The organism is Subtercola boreus, assembly GCF_003399645.1.
Taxonomy (GTDB): domain Bacteria; phylum Actinomycetota; class Actinomycetes; order Actinomycetales; family Microbacteriaceae; genus Subtercola; species Subtercola boreus_A.
This window is the reverse complement of sequence record NZ_NBXD01000016.1, coordinates 33,385-52,929: the sequence shown is the minus strand read 5'-3', so window position 1 is coordinate 52,929 and position 19,545 is coordinate 33,385. Positions and strand designations below refer to the sequence as shown.

The following is a 19,545-nucleotide window of genomic DNA, read 5'->3' as shown; positions in this document are numbered from 1 at the left end:
GTAGCGCGGTGAGTTACAGCCTTGTCATTCGGCCCGCCGGTCAGGCATACTGGAGCCAGCGGACTCGCCGAGGTGGGCCGCACAATTGAATACGGTTGCCACCGTTCCCGGGCCGCTTCGGCCCGAGCATCCATTCACAGGTCGTTGGGGAAGACGTACCTCACGAATGGAGAAAACAGATGGTGGCATCAGTCGCACGCGGAGTGGTCTACGTTCACTCCGCTCCTCGCGCGCTCTGCCCTCACGTCGAGTGGGCCGCAGGTCGCGCCATTGGTCGTGCGGTGAACTTCGAGTGGATCGAGCAGCCCGTACTGCGCGGGTCCCAGCGCACCGAGTTCTACTGGGAGGGCCCGGCAGGCACCGGCGCGGCCATCGCCTCGGCGCTGCGGGGCTGGGAGCACCTGCGGTACGAGGTCACCGAAGATCCGGCCCCGGGCCGCGACGGCGGACGATGGATGCACACGCCCGATCTCGGAATCTACTTCGCGCAGACCGACAGCGCGGGCAACACCGTCATCCCCGAGGATCGCGTGCGTGCAGCCATGGAGTCCGCTGGCACGAACGCGCTCGAGCTGCACCGCGAGCTGCGATTGGCCCTCGGCCAGGCGTGGGACGACGAACTCGAGCCGTTCCGGTACGCCAGCGATTTTGCGCCCGTGGTCTGGCTGCACTCGGTCGGGTGACTGGCCGTGAAGGGGCCAAAATCGTTGGACGGCCCCGGCTGTGGCACGATTTGGGGCCCTTCGAGCCATCACGGGCGTGCGCGTGCGGGTGGGTGAGGCGGGCGTCAGACCGTCTTGAAGGCCGCCACGGCGTTGTGGCCACCGAAGCCGAAGGAGTTGCTGATCGCCAGCAGGTCGCCCGGCGGCAGGGCACGCGGTGAGATGACGACGTCGAGCTTGATCTCGGGATCCTGGTCATGGAGGTTGATCGTCGGAGGAGCGAGCCGCTCCTGCAGAGCCTTGATCACGAAGATGGCCTCAATGGCACCGGCACCGCCCAGAAGGTGACCCGTCGATGCCTTCGTGGCCGACACCGGGATGCCCTCGACTGCTTCGCCGAAGACGCGGCGCAGGGCGTTGTACTCGGCGATGTCGCCGACCGGGGTGCTGGTGGCATGGGCGTTGATATGCCCGACGTCGCTGAGCGTGTAGCCGGCATTCTCCACGGCGGCCTTCATCGCGCGCGCCGCTGCCGAGCCCTCGGGGTCGGGAGCGGTGATGTGGTAGGCGTCGCTCGTGACCGACCCACCGAGAAGTTCGGCGTAAATCTTCGCCCCGCGGGCGACGGCGTGTTCATACGTCTCGAGCACGACGGCCGCCGCGCCCTCCCCGAGCACGAAGCCGTCGCGGTTGACATCGTAGGGCCGTGAGGCGGTGGCGGGATCATCCATTCGCTTCGAGAGCGCCTGCATGGCGGCGAAGGAAGCGATGGGGAGCGGGTGGATGCTCGCCTCGGAGCCGCCGGCGACGATGACGTCGGCGAGACCGGCCTGGAGGTGATCGTAGGCGTTCGCGATCGATTCGGTGCTCGACGCGCAGGCCGAGACGTCAGTACGGCTGAAGCCGCGTGCGCCGAGGTCCATGCTGATGGCCGCGGCCGCACCGTTCGGCATGAGCATCGGGACGGTCATCGGCAGGACGCGGCGTGGGCCTCGCTCGCGCAGTGTGTCCCAGGCGTCGAGCAGCGTCCAGAGGCCACCGATACCGGTGGCCCAGTCGACTGCGAGGCGTTCGGGGTCGATCTCGGGGGACCCGGCGTCAGCCCAGGCTTCACGGGCCGCGGTCAGGGCGAACTGGCTGTTGGGGTCGAGGCGCTTGGTCTCCTGGCGCGTGAGCACGTCGGCCGAGGGGACGACCGCCTGGGCGGCCATCGTGATGGGCACCTGCCACTTCTCGACCCAGTCCTGTTCGAGCGCACGGTTGCCCGAAACGCCGCCCAGCAGGGCCTGCCAGCTCTCTTCGGCCGTTCCGCCGAGGGGAGACGTGGCACCGATTCCGGTGACGACGATTCGTTTGCTCATGAGCTGGACTTTCTGTGGATCAGACGGGCGGGTGGTGCAGGAGACCGGGGCGCGGGAGGCGACCCCGGTCATCCGGAGGGTGGTGCGCTGCTGCGGGAGCCTAGGCCTGCGCGTTGGTGATGAAAGTCACAGCGTCACCGACGGTCTTGAGGTTCTTGACCTCTTCGTCGGGGATCTTGACGTCGAACTTCTCTTCGGCGTTCACGACGATGGTCATCATCGAGATGGAGTCGATGTCGAGGTCGTCGGTGAACGACTTGTCGAGCTCCACCGTGTCGGCAGCGATGCCGGTTTCGTCGTTGATGAGCTCGGCCAGGCCAGCAAGAACTTCTTCGGTGGAAAATGCCATTATTTGTCTCCTTGGATGGCGCCTGAGTCAGGCGTGTTGGGGGTCTCTCGTTCGACAGTTGAGTCGTTTGAGGCGACACTCAGTTTAGGTCAGAGCGGGCGGGTTCCCCGGCAGGACGATGACCTGCGAGCCGAAAACGAGACCTGCGCCGAAACCGATCTGCAGGGCGAGGCCTCCGGCGGCTTCCGGATGCTCGGCGAGCAGCCGGTGCGTCGCGAGGGGGATCGAGGCGGCCGACGTGTTGCCTGTCGTGGCGATGTCACGCGCGATGATGACGCTGTCGGGCAGCTTCAGCACCTTCGCGAACTCGTCGATGATTCGCATGTTGGCTTGGTGGGGAATGAAAGCGGTCAGGTCGGCGGCCGTGACACCGGCCGCGTCCAGGGCCTGCTGAGCGACCTTCGCCATCTCCCAGACGGCCCAGCGGAAGACCGTCTGGCCCTCCTGCCGCATGGTGGGCCACTCGTTCTCACCGGCCCGGAAGCCGACGTAGGTGCCCTCCATGCCGACGGCTCCCCACTTCGACCCATCGGAGCCGAGAATCGACTTCGAGATGCCGGGGAAGTCGCTGGGGCCGACGACGGCCGCCCCGGCGCCATCGCCGAGCAGGAAGGAGATGGTTCGGTCGGCTGGGTTGACGAAGTCGCTGAGCTTCTCGGCACCGATGACGAGCACGTACTCGGCGACGCCGGATCTCACCAGGGCGTCTGCCTGCGCGATGGCGTACGCGTAGCCGGCGCAGGCGGCCTCGATGTCGTAGGCCGCAGCGGTACCCGCACCCACGCGCTCGGCGACGAGGGCCGAGACCGAGGGGGTGACCGCCGGGTTGCTGACCGTCGCCACGATGACTGCACCGATCTGGTCGGGGCGTATGCCTGACGTCTCGATCGCCTCTCGACCAGCCTCGACGGCGAGGTCGACGGCGGTGATGTCCTTCGATGCGCGTCGCCGTTCGATGATGCCGGTACGCTGGCGGATCCACTCGTCGGAGGAGTTGATGGCCTCGACGAGCTCCTCGTTCCCGACGACGAGGTCGCCCCGGGCTGCGCCCATCGCGTAGATGCGCGTGAACTCGTGGCCCTTCGACTGCTGCAGTGTGGGGCGGTTCATGCGTTCTGCTCCAGCATCTCGATGGCGGCCGGCAGGTCGTCGGGAGTCTTGATGGCCACCGACGGAACCCCTCGGAGGCCCCGCTTGGCCAGCCCGACCAGGGCGCCGGCCGGTGCGACCTCGATGATGCCGGTCACGCCGGCGTCGAGGAACGACGCCATCGTGCGGTCCCAGCGCACCGGCGACGAGACCTGGCCGACGAGCAAGTCGACGAACGACTCCCCGGTGTCGACCACACCACCGTCGCGGTTGGTCCAGATGGGAAGAGAGGGATGCGTGGGGGAGAGCGTGTGCGCGACATCGGTGAGATGCTCGACCGCGGGCTGCATGTACCGGGTGTGGAACGCGCCGGCGACCTGGAGCGGAATGACACGGGCGCCCCGGGGAGCGACACCGGCGAGTTCGGCCAGCCTCTCGAGGGCACCGGCTACGACGATCTGGCCGCCGCCGTTGAAGTTCGCGGGCTCCAGGTCGAGCTCGGCGAGGGCCGCGAGCAGTTCGCTCTCATCGCCACCGACCACTGCGCTCATGCCCGTCGGCGTGATCGCGGCAGCCTCGGCCATCGCCGCCCCGCGTTCGCGCACGAACGTCATCGCCTCGCTCTCGGTGAGGATGCCGGCGGCCTGGGCGGCGGTGATCTCCCCCACCGAGTGGCCGGCGACGCCCCCCACGCGGCTGCGACGACCGTCGGCCAGCAGGGCGCCGAGCGCCAGGAGGCCCGCCGCCACGATGAGCGGCTGGGCGATGCGCGTGTCGCGGATGGTGTCGGCGTCGCTCTCGGTGCCGTGCTTCACCAGGTCGAGCCCCGCCAGCTGCGACAGGGTGTCGAGGTGTCCGGCGAAGGCGGGTTCTGCAACCCAGGGTGCGAGAAAGCCGGGGGTCTGTGAGCCCTGGCCGGGGCAGACGATCACGATCATGGAGTTCAGTCTTTCAAGGGTTGGGAAGGAGTCGGTGTCGAAAAGCGCACAAAGATGGGGGAAAGTATTGGCGAATGCCTCTAACGACGACGCACGGCCGGGTCAGGTTCGTTCATCGACCCGAGAATGAGCGCCGATTGCAGGATGAGGGCTTCACGGGCGCCGGTCGCATCCCAGCCGATCACGTGGGAGACCCGCTTGAGTCGGTAGCGCACGGTGTTGGGGTGCACGAAGAGTTCCCGGGCTGTGCCCTCCAGCGACCGCCCGTTGTCGAGGTAGCACCACAGTGTGGTCATGAGTTCGGGGCTCTGGTCCTGCAGCGGACGGTACACCCGGTTGACCAGCGTCGACCGGGCGAGCGGGTCGCCGGCGAGGGCGCGTTCGGGTAGCAGATCGTCGGCATACACCGGCCGTGGGGCGTTCCGCCACGACTTGGCGACCGCGAAGCCGGCCAGGGCCGCCTTGGCGCTGCGGGATGCGTCGACCAAGCTCGGCACCTCGTGTCCGAGAACAAGGTGGCCGGGCCCGAAGCCGGGCTCCAGCGCCTTGGCGATCTCCATGAACGAGAGCGTGGGTTCGACGGCAGCACCCGGGAGGGGTTCGTCGGCCGCTCCGACCGCGGGTTGGGAACGACCGATGACGAGCACCAGCCGGCCGCCCTGCACGCCAATCAGAACGTCGGCCGCCAGGTGGCGTGAGGTTCTGCGCAGCTGGTCGACGTCGAGCATCCGCGGCGTCGTGCCGACCAGCACGCTGACCGCGCCGTGGCCGTGCCAGCCGAGGGCGGCAATGCGACTCGGGAGCTCGTCGTCGTACTCACCCGAGAGGATGGAATCGACGACGAGCGCCTCGAGCCGCGCATCCCAGAGGCCGCGTGCCTCGGCGGCACGGGCGTAGACGTCGGCCGACGCGAAGGCGATCTCCCGCGAGTAGAGCAGGATCGCCTCGCGGAGGGACTGGTCGCCTTTGATGCGCTCTTCGACGACCTCGACCACGACGCGGATGAGCTGGAGCGTCTGCTGCAGGCTCACCGAGCGCAGCAGTTCCCGGGGAGCCGCACCGAAGACGTCGGAGGCGATCCAGGTGGTCGTGGTGGGGTCGTCGTACCAGGTGATGAACGACTTGATACCGGCCTGCGCGACCAGTCCGACGGCGGAGCGCCTCCCCGGCGGCATGTCGCCGTACCAGGGAAGCGTCTCGTCGAGTTTCTTGATCGTCGCGGTCGACAACTCGCCCGACACCGTGCGGAGCCAGGCGAGCGTCTGTTCTTTTGTGCGGGCCATCTTCGATGTTGGCGGTGTGTGCGGTGCAGCCGCGGGGGCGGCCTCCTGGCCGCTCAGCTCTCGCCGCCCGCCGATCCGGAGGTGCCGGCGGCGACGTCGTGCAGACGGTACTTGTCGATCGCCCACTGCGGTGCGTTCGGGTCGACCTCGTGACGTGCGGCAAGCTGTTCGAGCACGCGCACGACCACCGACGGGCCGTCGATCTTGTAGTACCTCCGGGCGGCGGGCCGGGTGTCGCTGAAGCCGAAGTCGTCGGCCCCGAGCGTGGCGTAGTCACCGGGCACGAACTGCCTGATCTGGTCGGGAACCGCGTGCATGTAGTCGCTGACCGCGACGAACGGACCGTGCGAGCCCGAGAGCTTGTCGGTCAGGTACGGCACGTGGGGCTGCTCACTCGGGTTGAGGAAGTTGTGCTCCTCGGCGCGCAAGCCGTCGCGGCGAAGCTCCGTCCAGCTCGTGACGCTCCAGACATCGGCTGAGACACCCCAGTCGTCGGCCAGCAGCTGCTGGGCCTCGAGGGCCCACGGCACACCCACGCCGGAGGCGAGGATCTGCGCCTTCGGCCCGTCGACCGAACCACCCTTGAGGTAGTGAATGCCCTTGACGATGCCCTCGACATCTACGTTCTCGGGCTCCGCGGGCATGACCATCGGCTCGTTGTAGAGAGTCAGGTAGTACATCACGTTCGGATCGCTGTGCGTTCCGCCGTACATCCGCTCGAGGCCCGAGCGCACGATGTGGCCGATCTCGTATCCGTATGCGGGGTCGTACGACACCACGGCCGGGTTGGTCGAGGCGATGAGGTGACTGTGGCCGTCGGCGTGCTGCAGGCCCTCGCCGGTCAGCGTGGTGCGACCGGCCGTCGCGCCCATGATGAACCCGCGGGTCATCTGGTCGCCCGCGGCCCAGAGGGCGTCGCCCGTGCGCTGGAAACCGAACATCGAGTAGAAGACGTAGACCGGGATGAGCGGCTCGCCCTGCGTCGAGTACGAGGTGCCCGCTGCGGTGAACGCGGCGACGGCACCGGCCTCGTTGATGCCGACGTGCACGATCTGGCCCTGCGGGCTCTCCTTGTAGGCGAGCAGCAGGTCGCGGTCGACACTGGTGTAGTGCTGGCCGTTCGGGTTGTAGATCTTGGCACTCGGGAAGAACGCATCCATACCGAAGGTGCGCGCCTCGTCGGGGATGACCGGCACGACGCGGTTGCCGAAGTCCTTCGACCGCGTCATCTCCTTCAGCAGGCGCACGAAGGCCATGGTGGTGGCGATCTCCTGCGTTCCGGAGCCCTTCTTCATGATCGCGTAGGCCGAGTCGTCGGGCAGCGTGATCGCCGTGTGCTTCGTGCGGCGTTCGGGCAGGTAGCCGCCGAGCGCCCGGCGGCGCTCGTGCATGTACTCGATGGCCTCGTCGCCCTCACCCGGGTTGTAGTACGGGGGGAGGTACGGGTTCTCTTCGAGCTTCGCGTTCGTGATGGGGATGTGCATCTCGTCGCGGAACATCTTCAGGTTTTCGAGCGTCATCTTCTTCATCTGGTGGGTCGCATTGCGGCCCTCGAAGCTCTTGCCCAGGCCGTAGCCCTTGATGGTGTGGGCGAGGATGACGGTGGGCTGGCCCGTGTGCTCAGAGGCCGCCTTGAACGCGGCGTAGACCTTGCGGTAGTCGTGGCCGCCGCGCTTCAGGCCCCAGACCTGGTCGTCGCTGTAGTCCTCTATGAGCTTCAGAGCCCGCGGGTCGCGCCCGAAGAAGTTCTCACGGACGAACGCGCCGTCTTCGGTCTTGTACGTCTGGAAGTCGCCATCCGGAGTCGTGTTCATCAGGTTGAGCAGGGCGCCCTCGCTGTCGTTCTGCAGAAGCGAGTCCCATTCGCGGCCCCAGATGACCTTGATGACGTTCCAGCCGGCGCCTCGGAAGAAGCTCTCGAGCTCCTGGATGATCTTGCCGTTGCCGCGCACCGGGCCGTCGAGGCGCTGCAGGTTGCAGTTGATGACGAAGTTGAGGTTGTCGAGACCGTCGTTGGCGGCCACCTGCAGCTGGCCGCGGCTCTCGACCTCGTCCATCTCGCCGTCGCCGAGAAAAGCCCAGACCTGCTGGTCGCTGGCGTCTTTGATGCCGCGGTTGGTGAGGTACTTGTTGGCCTGGGCCTGGTAGATCGCGTTGATCGGGCCGATGCCCATCGAGACGGTCGGGAACTGCCAGAACTCCGGCATGAGGCGGGGGTGCGGGTACGAGCTCAGCCCGCCGCCCGCGTGCGACTTCTCCTGGCGGAACCCGTCGAGCCTGTTCTCGTCGAGCCGGCCCTCGAGGAAGGCACGGGCGTAGGTACCAGGGGAGGCGTGACCCTGGATGAAGACCTGGTCGCCGCCGCCCGGGGCATCCTGCCCGCGGAAGAAGTGGTTGAAGCCCACTTCGTAAAGCGACGCGCTGGAGGCGTAGGTGGAGATGTGCCCACCGACGGCGATGCCGGGGCGCTGGGCGCGGTGCACGAGCATGGCGGCGTTCCAGCGGATCCAGGCGCGGTAGCGGCGCTCGATGTCTTCGTTGCCGGGAAAGTCGGGTTCGTTCTCGGGAGCAATGGTGTTGATGTAGTCGGTGGTCGGAACCATCGGAACGCCGAGGTGCAGCTCTTTGCTGCGCTTCAGCAGGCTGAGCATGATCTCCCTGGCGCGGCCGTGGCCGCGAGCGGCGACCAGTTGGTCGAGGGATTCAGACCATTCGGCGGTTTCGTCGGGATCGGCATCGATGTTCGTGACCGAATACGGGTCTTGGTCGTTGACAGTCAACGTCAACCTCTCTCTTCTTTGTTGTAGAGATCATTCACACAGCCGGGGTTCCGGTTCACGGATTCCTGAGCCTCGACAAGCCTAAGGGATTAGACTTCGAGCTTGGGTCTGGCGGGCAAGGTACCTGTCACCGGAAGGATCGCCTGTCATGGCACTCGAAAACGACACGTTCGCCCCCGACTTCGAACTGTCGAACCAGTTCGGCGAGAAGGTGCGTCTGAGCCAGTTCCGCGGCGTCAAGCCGGTCGTGCTCGTCTTCTACCCCCTCGCCTTCTCGGGCGTCTGCACCAGCGAGTTCTGCGCCCTCGAAGACAACATCGCCCTGTTCCGCGACAACAGCATCGAACTGCTCGGCATCTCGGTCGACTCAAAGTCTGCCCTCCGCGCCTGGAGCGAGGAGAAGGGCTTCGACTTCAACCTCCTCGCCGACTTCTGGCCGCACGGCGAGGTTGCGAAGGAGTACGGCGTGTTCCTGGAGGGCAAGGGTTTCTCCAACCGGGCCACCTTCGTCATCGACACCCACGGCATCATCCGTGCCAGCTTCATCACCGCGCCGGGCGAACCACGCTCCATCGAGGCCTACCGCGCCGCACTGGAGGAGCTCGAGCCCGCGCGCGTGTAGCTCCTGTTAGGGTTTTTATAACCAGGGCCTTTAGCTCAGCTGGTAGAGCGCCACGTTTACACCGTGGATGTCATCGGTTCGATCCCGGTAGGGCCCACAGCAGTGACGATTCGGGGGAGAACCATCATGCTTCAGGCCGGGCCAGAAGACAGCGGATCGACACCGGCGGCGAACGGTATCAGCCGCCGCAACATCCTGCTCGCGGCCGCCGCGACGGCAGGGGTCGGAGCAGCGGTGTCACCGGTACTCTCGCAGCCGTCGAGCGCCGAGGCGGCCACCGTCGTCGGTGACCAATCGCGGGTCTACTACCCCGAACAGTTCGGCTTCAAATCCGGTGACGCCGACCACACCGTCGCCATGAACGCCTTCTTCCTGGCCCTCATGAAGACCGGCGGCCACGGGTACCTGCCGCCCGGCGACATCCGGGTGCGGAGCACCGGGTTCAACTACGACGACCCCGCCATCGCCCGCCAGGTGGGTTCCGGCGTGCCCTACGGCTTCCCCGAGGTCATCGTGGAGGGCTATGGGCGTGGTGTCACGCGGCTCCGTCAGATCTCCGGTTCGACCGGGGATGCGTTCGTGGTGAAGGGCAAGACCGGCACCAGCACCGGGCCCGGCGCCAACAACAAGGCCCGGGTCACGCTGAAGAACTTCAGCATCTTCGGCACCAGCGCGGGGCGCCATGGCATCTACACGCGCTCGCTCCTGCACAGCCGGTTCGTCGACCTCGAGATCTCCGGGTCGGGCAAGGCGGGGATCTTCGCTGCGCGGGAGGTCTTCACGGCGGCGAACGACGAGTACTCCTACGCCAACGTGATCGACGGCCTGCGCATCATCAATGCCGGTAGCTGGGGTTACGACTGCGATGGAATCAACGCCATCGATGTCGTGGTGCGCGACACCGAGATCATCAACTGCATCTCGGGCGGCGTGCGCATCGCACCGACGAACGCCCGCTTCGACAACGTGCGCATCATCGGCTGCGGCCAGGGCAACAAGGCCGGTCGCGGCTTTCTCGCCATCCCGACCACGAACACCGCCTCGAGTGTCTCCGAGCTCAACATCAACGGAATCCGCCTCGAGGGCAACTCGGCGCTCGGCGGCTACCAGCTCGAACTCAGCGGTGGGGTGGGCGCCACCGTGAACGGCTACAACATCGTCACCTCGGGCGACAAGGGCGCCCACGGAATCGGTGTCGGCGTCATGCAGCTCGGCGGCATCAAGACGGCACGAAACTCCCTCATCGGCCGAGGCACCATGTTCATGGGCCAGGGCAGTTACCCCAGCCAGCGTGCAGTGGTGGTCGGCCCCGACGGGCTCGACAGCCGCGTCGAACTCATGGCCCTGCCGAATGATTCGTCGGCCACCTTCGACGACGTGGTCGCGAACAGCGGCGTCGACACCGTCGACCAGTTCGGCAAGCCGGTGACCACGGTTCCCTGGAAGGGCTAGGCCCGCGAAGGGCTAGGCCCTCGCTCGGGAGGTTCTGCGGCTCGTTTGAACGGGGCGTGTGGGTGGCGCGCTGCCGTCCACGGTTCGCAACACCCGCTCGAGCGGTCCCTGCCCGAGGAACCTCCGCCACAGCGTCGCCAGCACTAGGCTCGTAATGGTGAGCACCACCCAGAGGGTCTCGCTCATGCGCGGTTGGGCTGGGTCGATCCAGTACCGCAACGCCAGAGCGAGCACGTGGCCGGTGTAGATCGTCAGGGGCATCATCCCCACCGCCGCAAGCGGGTACAGGATGATCGACACGGCCCTGCTCGTCGTCACCAGGCTGAGCGCTGAGACCACTGCCACCGCGACGGCCGCCGCCGAGGCGTGCAGCGCCACCTCGCCGGCGAAGGTCTCGGGAGAAAGCGCGAACCACTGCAGCAGGTTCGCGAGCACGGCGATCGCGAGGCCGCCGCCGAGCATCCAGAGCTGCGTCTGCCTGCGGGTGATGTCGAGGCGGGCCAGCACGAAGCCGACCGCGAGGAAGGCGACCCAGATGAGTAGGGGATAGCTGCCCGACACGAACCAGTCGAGTGGCTGCGTGAACAGGCTGCCCTGGGGAGTGAGCCGCGGCGTCCACCGTGCGCTCGCCAGTTGCAGGGCGACGCCCACCGGCAGTGCGATGAGTGCGCCTCCCACCAGCCACCGGGTCGGGGCTTTCAGCAGCGGGACGAAGACGAGGAAGAGCAGACCCCAGGTGTCGAGTACGACGGAGACGCCGCTGTACATCGTCTGGAGGAAGAGTCCGAGGGCGACGAGGGCGACGCCCCGCACCGCCACGGTCTGCCGGATGCGCCGGGTGTCGAAGTCGGCACGCCGCCCGAGACTCTGCACGAAGAGGGCGAGGGAGATACCGCCGACCACCGCGAAGAGTGTGCGCGGGCGTTCCCCGCCCGCCACGGTCGTGAGGAGTTCCGAGAATGCACTGTCGGAGGCCGGCCAGGTGTGGGCGACGAACATGCCGAGAACGGCGATGCCGCGGGCGACGTCGAGCCCCGTGAGGCGGATCCCGGCTGTCGTCGTGCCCCCGGCGGTCATGTCCCGATGATAGCCCGCGGTGACGGGGGGTGTGCGGTGGCTCGTCGTCATCCGGGGGGCTGACGATATCGACGGGGCGCGGGTGTCGGCTGTGCCCCGGTGTCGGCGGTGTGCGGGAGACTGGTGCGATGTACGAACTGCTCGAGACGCTGCGGCGCACGCCGGATGTCGAGGCGCCGAACCTGTTCGCGAGCGATGCCACCGACCGGCTCATCCTCGACGAGGCAGCGCCGTCGCTTCTCGGGGCAGAGGCCGGTTCCGTGGTGGTGATCGGTGACCGGTACGGAGCGCTCACGCTGGGCGCCGCCGACGCCTTCGGGCTGGCGGGCATCCGGGTGCACCAGGACAGACTGGTCGGCGAGCAGGCCCTCCGAGCGAACGCGGCGCGGCTCGGGCTGAGAGGCGTCTACCGTTCACTGCCACTCGACGAAGAGCTGCTGGCAGATGCGCGGGTCGTGCTTCTGCAGCTGCCGCGGGCGCTGGCGGAGCTCGACGAGATCGCCGATGCGGTGGCCCGGTTCGCTCACCCCGATGTGGCCGTCTTCGGTGGCGGCCGCATCAAGCACCTCTCGCGTGCCATGAACGACACGCTCGGTGAGTCGTTCGGTGACGTACGCGCGTCCCTCGCGCGGCAGAAGTCCCGGGTTCTGGTCGCCCGGGTTCCGCGCGCTGTGGCTGGCGCTGTGGCTGGCTCTGTGGCTGGCTCTGTGGCTGGCTCTGAGGCTTCTGCTCCGGATGCCCGGCCCTACCCCAGGGTCGCGGTGAACGACGAGTTGGGAATCTCGATCGCCGCACACGGTGGCGTCTTCGCCGGTACCGGGCTCGACATCGGCACACGGTTCGTTCTGGAGTTCCTCGAAGCGGTGGTGCCGCCTGCGGCTTCGCCCGTCGCCATCGACCTCGGCTGCGGTACCGGGGTCATCGCGGCGGTGCTGGCGATCCGCTTTCCGCAGTTGCGTGTCATCGCCACCGACCAGTCCGCTGCGGCGTGCGCTTCGGCGCTCGCCACGGTGCGGGCGAACGGGCTCGACTCGCGCGTCTCGGTCGTGCGCGACAACGGTCTCACGGCGCAGCCCGACGGCTCGGCCGACCTCATCGTGTGCAATCCACCCTTCCATGTCGACAGTTCAGTGCACACGGGCGTGGCGCTCGAGCTGTTCCGGGAGGCGGGACGGGTGCTCGCCCCGGGCGGCCGGCTGTTGACGGTCTTCAACTCGCACCTCGCCTACCAGGCCGACCTGCGGCGGCTCGTCGGGGCCACTCTGGTCATCGGTCAGAGTGCCAAGTTCACTGTGACCGTGTCTCATCGGCCGGACTCGAAAACTATTAGCTGAGAGCTAATAGTCAGTGAATATAAGCAGTATGGTTAAGTCATGGTGAAACGAGTACCAGTTGCGGTGATTCTCGATCTCGTCGACTCCCGCGCCATTCCCGAGCGGAGTTCGATGCAGGTACGCATCGAGGAGGCACTGAACGCAGTGAACGACCGAACGCGGCCCGTCGAGCCGCTGGCCGCGACCGTGGGCGACGAATTCCAGGCGGTGTACGCGACGGTGGCCGACGCGCTCGAGGCGACGCTGGTCGCGAGGCTCTCGATGCCTGAACCCGTCGACTGCCGTTTCGGCATCGGTCGCGGCGAGATCCGCTCAGTGGGCACCGGGCTGACGGGTATCATCCAGGACGGACCGGGGTGGTGGTCGGCCCGCGAGGCGATCGACGAGGCACACCAGCGTGCCGACACCCGGGTGCCCTCCCTCCGGAGCTGGTTCCGTGACGCCGAGCCCGGCACGGCCGCCGGCACGGCAGTGCTCGAGGCGTCAGTGAACGCCTACCTGCTCAGCCGCGACCACGTCGTCAGCCAGATGAGCGGGCGCGAGAGGCGCCTCGCGCTCGGCACCTGGCTCGGTCGTTCGCAGGCCAGTATGGCCAAGGCTGAGCAGATCTCGCAGTCGGCGGTGTCGCAGTCGATCCGGCGTTCGGGCGTGACCGCCCTGCAGGCGGGCATCCAGTCGCTGCGGGATGCGGAGCTTCGGGATGCGGACCTTCGGGATGCGGGTGTGCGGGATGCGGGTTTGCGGGATGCGGAGGCACCGTGCTGACCGCTCTCCTCCTCGCCGCGATCGGTCTCGCCGACCTCTGCCGCAACCGGGCGCTCGGCCGGGGCCGCACCGCGACGGCGGCTGCGGCGGCCGCTGTCGCGGTGATCTGGCTCGCACTGGCGACAATCGCTGTCACCGGACTCGGGGTACCTGTCGTGTTCGCCCTGATGGCACTGCTCGCCGCGGGCGGCTGGCTCGCGTTCACCACCTCGGCCGAGCATCGGTCGGGGCTGGGCGGCCGGGGCGCCGTCGTGGGTCTCGTCGCCGTGCTCATCCTGCTCCTCCTCGTCGATCGCACCGCCGTCACGGCACAGGGGTTTCTCGTCGACGGCCACGCAGACGCGCCGTCGGCCGTACTGCGGGAGGTTCCGCTTGCGGCACTGGCCCTGGGCTTCGGAGTGCTGCTCTTTCTCTGCGAGAGCGCAAACATCCTGGTACGCACCACCCTGCGGGTCGGCGCCGGCGGTAGCGCGGGCCGACCGACAGTCGACGGAGGCCGCACCCACGCCGATCTGAAGGGCGGCCGCCTCATCGGGCCGCTCGAGCGGTTGCTCATCGTGGGCATGGTGTTGGCGGGGTACTACCCGATCGTCGCCGCACTCGTGGCAGCGAAGGGAATTGTGCGCTTTCCCGAGATCGCGAACGACGCCGGCTCAGGAGATGGTCTCTCGGGCACCAAAGCCGAGTACTTCCTCGTGGGTAGTCTGGTCAGCTGGGCCGTCGCCGGGGGAGCGATCGTGCTCCTCGCGATATCAGCCCGGAGCTGATATTCCCGTCATAGAAGCTGAGAGCTTATAGTACGGGTCGCCAGTAGAGTTGACAGTGTGACTTCCACCCTCCGAACGGTCAATACCGTCATCGAGCAGCTCTGGCCTCTGGAGAATGCCGAGGAGTGGGACGCCCCCGGCCTGGTCAGCGGGTCGCCCGACGCCGAGATCACGAGCATCCATCTCGCCGTCGATGCCGTGGCAGAGACCGTCGACGAAGCGCTCGACCTGTCGGCCGACCTGCTGCTCGTGCACCACCCTCTCCTCCTCCGCGGAGTGACCACCGTCGCCGAGAGCACCTACAAGGGCGCGCTGCTCGCGCGTCTCATCCGTGGCGGCTGCGCCCTCGTCGCGGCCCACACCAATGCCGACATCGTCGAGAACGGCGTCTGCGCCGTCATCGCCTCGCGGCTCGGGCTTCAGGATGCCGTTCCCCTCGTCGCCGCGCGCGGCCGGTCGGCGGTGGTCGGTACCGGAATCGGCCGGGTCGGCACCCTCGTCGAACCGATCACGCTCGGTCGCCTCGCCCTGCAGCTCGCCGAACTGCTGCCGGCCACGGCCACCGGAATCCGGGTCGCAGGGCACTACGAACGGCTGGTCTCGCGGGTCGCCCTCTGCGGGGGAGCCGGCGACTCGCTGCTCGGGGAACCGGGCGTACGGGGCGCCGACGTCTACATCACCTCCGACCTGCGGCACCATCCCGCGTCGGAAGCGAAGGAGCAGGGGGCTCTCGGTCGCGGTCCGGCGCTCGTCGACGTGTCACACTGGGCGAGCGAGTGGCTGTGGCTCGACGTCGCCGCCGAACAACTGCGGGCGGCGTTGCCAGGGGTCACCGTGACCGTGAGCGAGCTGCGCACCGACCCGTGGGACTTCGTCGTGACACAGTGACCGCGACATCCTGAACCGCCTCCCGAACTCCATACAGAACCGAAGGATCTTCGAAATGAAAGCACCCGCTTCAGAGCAACGGTCGCTGCTCGACCTGCAGGCCGCCGACACCCGCCTCGCGCAGCTCGGCCATCAGGCGAAGACCCTCCCCGAGCTGAAGCGGCTGGCCGAACTCCAGACGCAGATCGGTACGGTGTCGCACCGGCTCGCCTCAGTGCGGGGTGAACTCGAAGACGCCGAGCTAGAGATCTCCCGCGTCGAGTCCGACGTGCACGTGGTGACGACCCGCATGGAGCGCGATCGCGCACGGCTGCAGACCAGCACGTCGACGAAAGACATCCAGGGTCTCGAGCACGAGATCACGTCGCTCACGAAGCGTCAGAGCGACCTCGAAGACATCGAGCTCGCAGTGATGGAGCGCATCGACGAGATCAACTCCCGGCTGGCGGTCGTGACGGAGGAGATGGGCGAGCTGACCGCCGAACAGGATGCCCTCCGAACCAGCCGCGACGCCTCCCTCGTGACACTGGATGCTGAGCGCAAGGGCGTTCAGCTGAACCGCGACCTCATCGCGGGCGGCATCGGCGATGAACTCCTGGCGCTCTACGATCGCCAACGGCAGCGCTACGGCATCGGCGCGGCACTGCTCACGCGCGGAGTGTCCATGGGCAGCAATGTGAAGCTGCATGAGAGCGACCTGGCGAAGATCAGGCTCGCGGCGCCCGACGACGTGGTGCTCGACCCCGACAGCAGCTGCATCCTGGTGCGCACGGAGGAGTCCGGCCTCTGAGCTGTCTGGCCCCAGGGGTCGGGCCGTGCGGGCGATCCTCGCTAGACTGGGTCACGCGAAAGGGTCGGCAAGACGGTCGCGTCGGCTCGATCATCCGTTCGCGGGTGCGACAGTCGCCGAGGAACGTCCGGGCTCCACCAGAGCAGGGCGGTGGGTAACACCCACCCGGGGCAACCCGAGAGAACAGTGCCACAGAGAACAGACCGCCACGGCCGCCTCCGGGTGGCCGGGGTAAGGGTGAAACGGTGGTGTAAGAGACCACCAGCTGCCATGGTGACATGGCTGGCTCGGTAAACCTCGCCCGGAGCAAGGTCAGACAGAAGGCAATACGGCTGCTCGTCGTGTCTTCGGGTAGACCGCTGGAGGCGTGCGGCAACGTACGTCGTAGATAGATGGCCGTCCACGGGTTCGCGTGCTCGCACGCGGGCCTCAGACAGAACCCGGCGTAGTGACCGGCCCTTTCGCGCCCACCCCACCGGGGTGCTTCAGCGCAGGCTGTGGGCGCTCTCGCCCGGTTCGCCGACGAGCTGGTTCGCGTTCGGAAGCACCTTCGGCTCGAGGGCCAGCGAGGCTGCGCCCAGGATGCCCGCGTTGTTTCGCAGGGTCGCCGGCACCAGGGGAGTGTTGATCGAGATCTTCGGCAGGAACTCGTCGTGGCTCTTCGACACGCCACCGCCGACGATGATGAGGTCGGGCCAGAGCAGCTTCTCGAGCTCGGCGTAGTAGGTCTGCAGGCGTGCGGCCCACTGCGTCCAGTTGAGGTCGTCTCGCTCCTTGGCTGCGAAAGACGCCTTGTGCTCGTAGTCGCCGCCGTCGATCTGCAGGTGCCCGAGCTCGGCATTCGGAATCAGCACACCGTTGTAGATGATCGCCGTGCCGATGCCCGTGCCGAGCGTCGTCATGATGATGAGGCCGTTCTTGCCTTTCGCCGCACCGAAGCGCACCTCGGCGTACCCTGCGGCATCCGCATCGTTGACGAAGGTGATGTCGCGCTGCAGAGCGTCTTCGAACAGCTTCTCGGCCTCGAGGCCGATCCACTTCTTCGACACGTTCGCAGCCGACATGGTCTTGCCGTTCTGAACCACGGCGGGAAAGTCGATACCGATGGGAGCTCCGGCGGGAGCATCCGACAGCTGGGAGAGGAGGGTCTCGACCGTGGCGACGACGTCTTTCGGCTTGCCACCCTCGGGGGTGTCGAGCTTGATGCGGTCGCTCAGCAGTTCGCCGGTCGCCGTGTTCACGATGGCACCCTTGATGCCCGTGCCGCCGATGTCGATGCCGATGGCAATCGAAGAGTCTGTGCTGCCAGTCATCGTGGATCCTCGTTTCCCGCTTCCATGCTGAAGCGCGCGTGACTCTATTCTGGCAGGGTCAGAACCTCGGCACCGCGCTCGGTGACCACCAGCGTGTGCTCGAACTGGGCGCTGACAGACCGGTCCCGGGTGACGACGGTCCAGTTGTCGCTCCACAGCTCGTTCGCCTGGCCCCCGAGGGTGAGCATCGGTTCGATCGTGAACACCATCCCCACCTCGATCTCGTCGTCGAAGCGAGGTGCGGCGTCGTAGTGCGGAATGACCAGCCCCGAGTGGAACTGCTGCCCGACACCGTGCCCGGTGTAGTCGCGCACGACGCCGTAGCCGAACCGCTTCGCGTACGATTCGATCGCCCGGCCGATCACGTTCACCTGTCGGCCCGGTGCGACCGCCCTGATGCCTCGGTTCATGGCCTCGCGCGTGCGCTCCACGAGCAGGCGCACCTCCTCGCTCGGCTCGCCTGCGAAGAAGGTCGCATTCGTGTCGCCGTGCATCCCGTTCCGGTAGGCCGTGATGTCGATGTTCACTATGTCGCCCTCATCGAGAACAGTGCTGTCGGGGATTCCGTGGCAGACGACCTCGTTGACACTCGTGCAGAGCGATTTGGGGTAGCCGCGATAGCCGAGAGTGGAAGGGTAGGCGCCGTGCTCGATGAGAAAGGCGTGACCCAGAGCATCCAACTCGTCGGTCGTGACACCCGGGCGCACCTGCCCGCCCACGTGGGCGAGAGCCTCGGCGGCGATGCGTGACGACTCGCGGATGCTCGCCAGTTCCTCGCCGGAGTAGACGTCGCTGCCGCCGCCCTCATCCGGGTCTCTGCGGCCGACGTATTCCGGTCGGGGAATGCTTGCGGGAACGGTTCGGAGCGGAGAGACCCGGCCCGGGGTGAGGTGGCCTGCTGAGTCCTTGGGCATAGGATCGATCGTAGTTCACGACCCCTTGGAGCTCTCATGTCCGGCGACCCGTCGAAGCAGTACTGGTACAACCTCACGACCGGCGACGTCGAGCTCGGGTATGTCTCGCCGGCCCCCGACCGCGTCGGCCCGTTCGAGACCAGGGCCGAGGCCGAGCACGCCCTCGAGAAGCTTCGTGCCAACTCCGCCAAGTGGGCCGAAGAAGACGCCGCCAACGACTGACCCCGGGTCGCGCTGCACAGGCTCGACGAGCCGCAGGTCAGCCCTCGTACTCGTGCTCGGGGGCCGGGTACGCGCCGGAGGCGACGTCGTCACGAAAGGCGGTGACGGCATCCGTCAGCACCTGCGTGAGGTTCGCGTACTGCTTCACGAAGCGGGGGGTTCGGCCCTGCGAGAAGCCGGCGAAGTCGGTCCAGACGAGCAGCTGGCCGTCGGTGTGCGGGCCGGCACCGACGCTGATGGTCGGGATGCTCAGCTCCTTCGTGATGCGGCCGGCGATGTCGCTCGGCACCATCTCGAGCACGACGGCGAACGCACCGGCGGCCTGGACCGCGCGCGCGTCGTCGAGAAGTTGTTCAGCCCCTGAGCCGCGGCCCTGGATGATGTGTCCGCCGAGCCCGTGTTCGCTCTGCGGCGTGAACCCGATGTGCCCCATCACGGGAATGCCCGCGTCGACGATGCGCCGGATCTGCGCGGCGCTCCGCACCCCGCCCTCGAGCTTGACGGCGTGGGCGTTGGACTCCTTCATGAAACGCACGGCCGTGCGCAGAGCGTCGTCGGGGCCGCCCTCGTAGGAACCGAACGGCATGTCGGCCACGACGAGCGCGCGCTTGGCGGCGCCGGCGACGGCTCGGGTCAGGGGGATGAGCTGGTCGACGGTCACGGCGAGCGTGGTCTCGTTGCCGAAGACATTGTTGCCCGCCGAGTCGCCCACCAGCAGGAAGTCGATGTCGGCGGCGTCGAAGATCGCTGCGGAGAGCTGGTCGTACGACGTCAGCCCGACGATCGGGATGCCGTTCTCCTTCGCGTTCTGGAAGTGCCGGGTGCGAACGCGTTTGCGGGGAGGCTGCTCTGACATGCAGCCCAGTCTACGGAAGGCACGTGAGACAGTTGCGGACACGTGAGACACGCGCACCGGTCTCAGGTGTCCGCAGGTGTCTC

Annotated in this window: 19 protein-coding genes, 1 tRNA gene and 1 other RNA gene; 11 read left to right on the top strand and 10 right to left on the bottom strand. The window is 67.4% G+C overall.

Features of this window, described 5'->3' with window-relative positions; all coding sequences use genetic code 11:
• The first annotated feature begins 179 nt into the window (after positions 1-179).
• On the top strand, positions 180-683 hold the full coding sequence (locus tag B7R24_RS08535) for a DUF3145 domain-containing protein (RefSeq protein ID WP_116418554.1): 504 nt from the start codon (positions 180-182) through the stop codon (positions 681-683).
• A gap of 104 nt (positions 684-787) precedes the next feature.
• On the opposite strand, the gene B7R24_RS08530 is transcribed toward B7R24_RS08535, so the two are convergent.
• From B7R24_RS08530 to aceE, 6 genes are all read right to left on the bottom strand, one after another.
• Complete coding sequence (locus B7R24_RS08530) at positions 788-2,023, bottom strand: beta-ketoacyl-[acyl-carrier-protein] synthase family protein (RefSeq protein ID WP_116418553.1); 1,236 nt, start codon at positions 2,021-2,023, stop codon at positions 788-790.
• A gap of 100 nt (positions 2,024-2,123) precedes the next feature.
• Entirely contained in the window at positions 2,124-2,372 is a 249-nt protein-coding gene (locus tag B7R24_RS08525; protein WP_116418552.1) for an acyl carrier protein, read from the bottom strand.
• 84 nt (positions 2,373-2,456) lie between these two features.
• A complete protein-coding gene (locus B7R24_RS08520) occupies positions 2,457-3,482 on the bottom strand; it encodes a beta-ketoacyl-ACP synthase III (protein WP_116418551.1) in 1,026 nt (341 codons plus the stop codon).
• On the bottom strand, positions 3,479-4,399 hold the full coding sequence (locus B7R24_RS08515) for an ACP S-malonyltransferase (protein WP_116418550.1): 921 nt from the start codon (positions 4,397-4,399) through the stop codon (positions 3,479-3,481). Before B7R24_RS08515 ends, B7R24_RS08520 begins: the two co-directional genes overlap by 4 nt.
• 80 nt (positions 4,400-4,479) lie before the next feature.
• Positions 4,480-5,682, bottom strand: a complete 1,203-nt coding sequence (locus B7R24_RS08510; RefSeq protein WP_116418549.1) for a PucR family transcriptional regulator — start codon at positions 5,680-5,682, stop codon at positions 4,480-4,482.
• A gap of 53 nt (positions 5,683-5,735) precedes the next feature.
• On the bottom strand, positions 5,736-8,462 hold the full coding sequence (gene aceE, locus B7R24_RS08505; RefSeq protein WP_116418548.1) for a pyruvate dehydrogenase (acetyl-transferring), homodimeric type: 2,727 nt from the start codon (positions 8,460-8,462) through the stop codon (positions 5,736-5,738).
• 148 nt (positions 8,463-8,610) lie between these two features.
• Here aceE and B7R24_RS08500 point away from each other — a divergent pair, with 148 nt between their 5' ends.
• The 3 genes from B7R24_RS08500 (at position 8,611) to B7R24_RS08490 (ending at position 10,536) form a co-directional block, all read left to right on the top strand.
• Complete coding sequence (locus tag B7R24_RS08500) at positions 8,611-9,084, top strand: peroxiredoxin (protein ID WP_116418547.1); 474 nt, start codon at positions 8,611-8,613, stop codon at positions 9,082-9,084.
• 24 nt (positions 9,085-9,108) lie between these two features.
• Positions 9,109-9,181 (top strand) — tRNA-Val (locus B7R24_RS08495).
• 29 nt (positions 9,182-9,210) lie between these two features.
• Entirely contained in the window at positions 9,211-10,536 is a 1,326-nt protein-coding gene (locus B7R24_RS08490; protein WP_147304962.1) for a hypothetical protein, read from the top strand.
• 12 nt (positions 10,537-10,548) lie between these two features.
• Here the strand turns inward: B7R24_RS08490 and B7R24_RS08485 are convergent, their stop codons facing one another.
• Positions 10,549-11,613, bottom strand: a complete 1,065-nt coding sequence (locus B7R24_RS08485; RefSeq protein WP_172582754.1) for a DUF418 domain-containing protein — start codon at positions 11,611-11,613, stop codon at positions 10,549-10,551.
• Positions 11,614-11,741: 128 nt separating this feature from the next.
• Here B7R24_RS08485 and B7R24_RS08480 point away from each other — a divergent pair, with 128 nt between their 5' ends.
• The 6 genes from B7R24_RS08480 to rnpB all read left to right on the top strand — a co-directional run bounded on the left by B7R24_RS08480 (position 11,742) and on the right by rnpB (position 16,621).
• Positions 11,742-12,947 carry a class I SAM-dependent methyltransferase gene (locus B7R24_RS08480; RefSeq protein WP_116418544.1) on the top strand — a complete coding sequence of 402 codons (1,206 nt, stop codon included), beginning with the start codon at positions 11,742-11,744 and terminating at the stop codon, positions 12,945-12,947.
• Positions 12,948-12,986: 39 nt separating this feature from the next.
• Positions 12,987-13,712 (top strand): SatD family protein, encoded by a 726-nt coding sequence (locus B7R24_RS08475; protein WP_116418543.1) that lies wholly within the window; start codon positions 12,987-12,989, stop codon positions 13,710-13,712.
• Positions 13,706-14,479: a hypothetical protein gene (locus tag B7R24_RS08470; protein WP_253259354.1), complete on the top strand. Its 774-nt coding sequence runs from the start codon at positions 13,706-13,708 to the stop codon at positions 14,477-14,479. The genes B7R24_RS08475 and B7R24_RS08470 overlap by 7 nt, the downstream gene beginning before the upstream one ends.
• 57 nt (positions 14,480-14,536) lie before the next feature.
• The gene (locus B7R24_RS08465) at positions 14,537-15,367 is read left to right on the top strand and encodes a Nif3-like dinuclear metal center hexameric protein (RefSeq protein ID WP_116418542.1); all 831 of its coding nucleotides are present in this window, start codon (positions 14,537-14,539) and stop codon (positions 15,365-15,367) included.
• Between the two features lie 55 nt (positions 15,368-15,422).
• Entirely contained in the window at positions 15,423-16,157 is a 735-nt protein-coding gene (locus B7R24_RS08460; RefSeq protein WP_116418541.1) for a zinc ribbon domain-containing protein, read from the top strand.
• Positions 16,158-16,217: 60 nt separating this feature from the next.
• Positions 16,218-16,621: RNase P RNA component class A (gene rnpB, locus B7R24_RS08455), an RNA gene on the top strand.
• A 21-nt stretch (positions 16,622-16,642) separates the two neighbouring features.
• Here rnpB and ppgK read toward each other — a convergent pair.
• Complete coding sequence (gene ppgK / locus B7R24_RS08450; RefSeq protein ID WP_116418540.1) at positions 16,643-17,470, bottom strand: polyphosphate--glucose phosphotransferase; 828 nt, start codon at positions 17,468-17,470, stop codon at positions 16,643-16,645.
• 44 nt (positions 17,471-17,514) lie between these two features.
• Positions 17,515-18,384, bottom strand: coding sequence for a type I methionyl aminopeptidase (map, locus tag B7R24_RS08445; RefSeq protein WP_116418539.1), 870 nt, complete (start codon positions 18,382-18,384; stop codon positions 17,515-17,517).
• Positions 18,385-18,420: 36 nt separating this feature from the next.
• Here map and B7R24_RS08440 point away from each other — a divergent pair, with 36 nt between their 5' ends.
• On the top strand, positions 18,421-18,606 hold the full coding sequence (locus B7R24_RS08440; RefSeq protein WP_116418538.1) for an SPOR domain-containing protein: 186 nt from the start codon (positions 18,421-18,423) through the stop codon (positions 18,604-18,606).
• 37 nt (positions 18,607-18,643) lie between these two features.
• Here B7R24_RS08440 and panB read toward each other — a convergent pair whose 3' ends face one another.
• On the bottom strand, positions 18,644-19,462 hold the full coding sequence (gene panB / locus B7R24_RS08435; RefSeq protein ID WP_116418537.1) for a 3-methyl-2-oxobutanoate hydroxymethyltransferase: 819 nt from the start codon (positions 19,460-19,462) through the stop codon (positions 18,644-18,646).
• Positions 19,463-19,545: the final 83 nt, after the last annotated feature.

Bases quoted from the DNA above. Each gene is read 5' to 3' on its own strand.
- B7R24_RS08535 (WP_116418554.1), top strand. From the start codon at position 180: ATGGTGGCATCAGTCGCACGCGGAGTGGTCTACGTTCACTCCGCTCCT.
- B7R24_RS08530 (WP_116418553.1), bottom strand. From the start codon at position 2,023: ATGAGCAAACGAATCGTCGTCACCGGAATCGGTGCCACGTCTCCCCTC.
- B7R24_RS08525 (WP_116418552.1), bottom strand. From the start codon at position 2,372: ATGGCATTTTCCACCGAAGAAGTTCTTGCTGGCCTGGCCGAGCTCATC.
- B7R24_RS08520 (WP_116418551.1), bottom strand. From the start codon at position 3,482: ATGAACCGCCCCACACTGCAGCAGTCGAAGGGCCACGAGTTCACGCGC.
- B7R24_RS08515 (WP_116418550.1), bottom strand. From the start codon at position 4,399: ATGATCGTGATCGTCTGCCCCGGCCAGGGCTCACAGACCCCCGGCTTT.
- B7R24_RS08510 (WP_116418549.1), bottom strand. From the start codon at position 5,682: ATGGCCCGCACAAAAGAACAGACGCTCGCCTGGCTCCGCACGGTGTCG.
- B7R24_RS08500 (WP_116418547.1), top strand. From the start codon at position 8,611: ATGGCACTCGAAAACGACACGTTCGCCCCCGACTTCGAACTGTCGAAC.
- B7R24_RS08490 (WP_147304962.1), top strand. From the start codon at position 9,211: ATGCTTCAGGCCGGGCCAGAAGACAGCGGATCGACACCGGCGGCGAAC.
- B7R24_RS08485 (WP_172582754.1), bottom strand. From the start codon at position 11,613: ATGACCGCCGGGGGCACGACGACAGCCGGGATCCGCCTCACGGGGCTC.
- B7R24_RS08480 (WP_116418544.1), top strand. From the start codon at position 11,742: ATGTACGAACTGCTCGAGACGCTGCGGCGCACGCCGGATGTCGAGGCG.
- B7R24_RS08475 (WP_116418543.1), top strand. From the start codon at position 12,987: ATGGTGAAACGAGTACCAGTTGCGGTGATTCTCGATCTCGTCGACTCC.
- B7R24_RS08460 (WP_116418541.1), top strand. From the start codon at position 15,423: ATGAAAGCACCCGCTTCAGAGCAACGGTCGCTGCTCGACCTGCAGGCC.
- ppgK (WP_116418540.1), bottom strand. From the start codon at position 17,470: ATGACTGGCAGCACAGACTCTTCGATTGCCATCGGCATCGACATCGGC.
- map (WP_116418539.1), bottom strand. From the start codon at position 18,384: ATGCCCAAGGACTCAGCAGGCCACCTCACCCCGGGCCGGGTCTCTCCG.
- B7R24_RS08440 (WP_116418538.1), top strand. From the start codon at position 18,421: ATGTCCGGCGACCCGTCGAAGCAGTACTGGTACAACCTCACGACCGGC.
- panB (WP_116418537.1), bottom strand. From the start codon at position 19,462: ATGTCAGAGCAGCCTCCCCGCAAACGCGTTCGCACCCGGCACTTCCAG.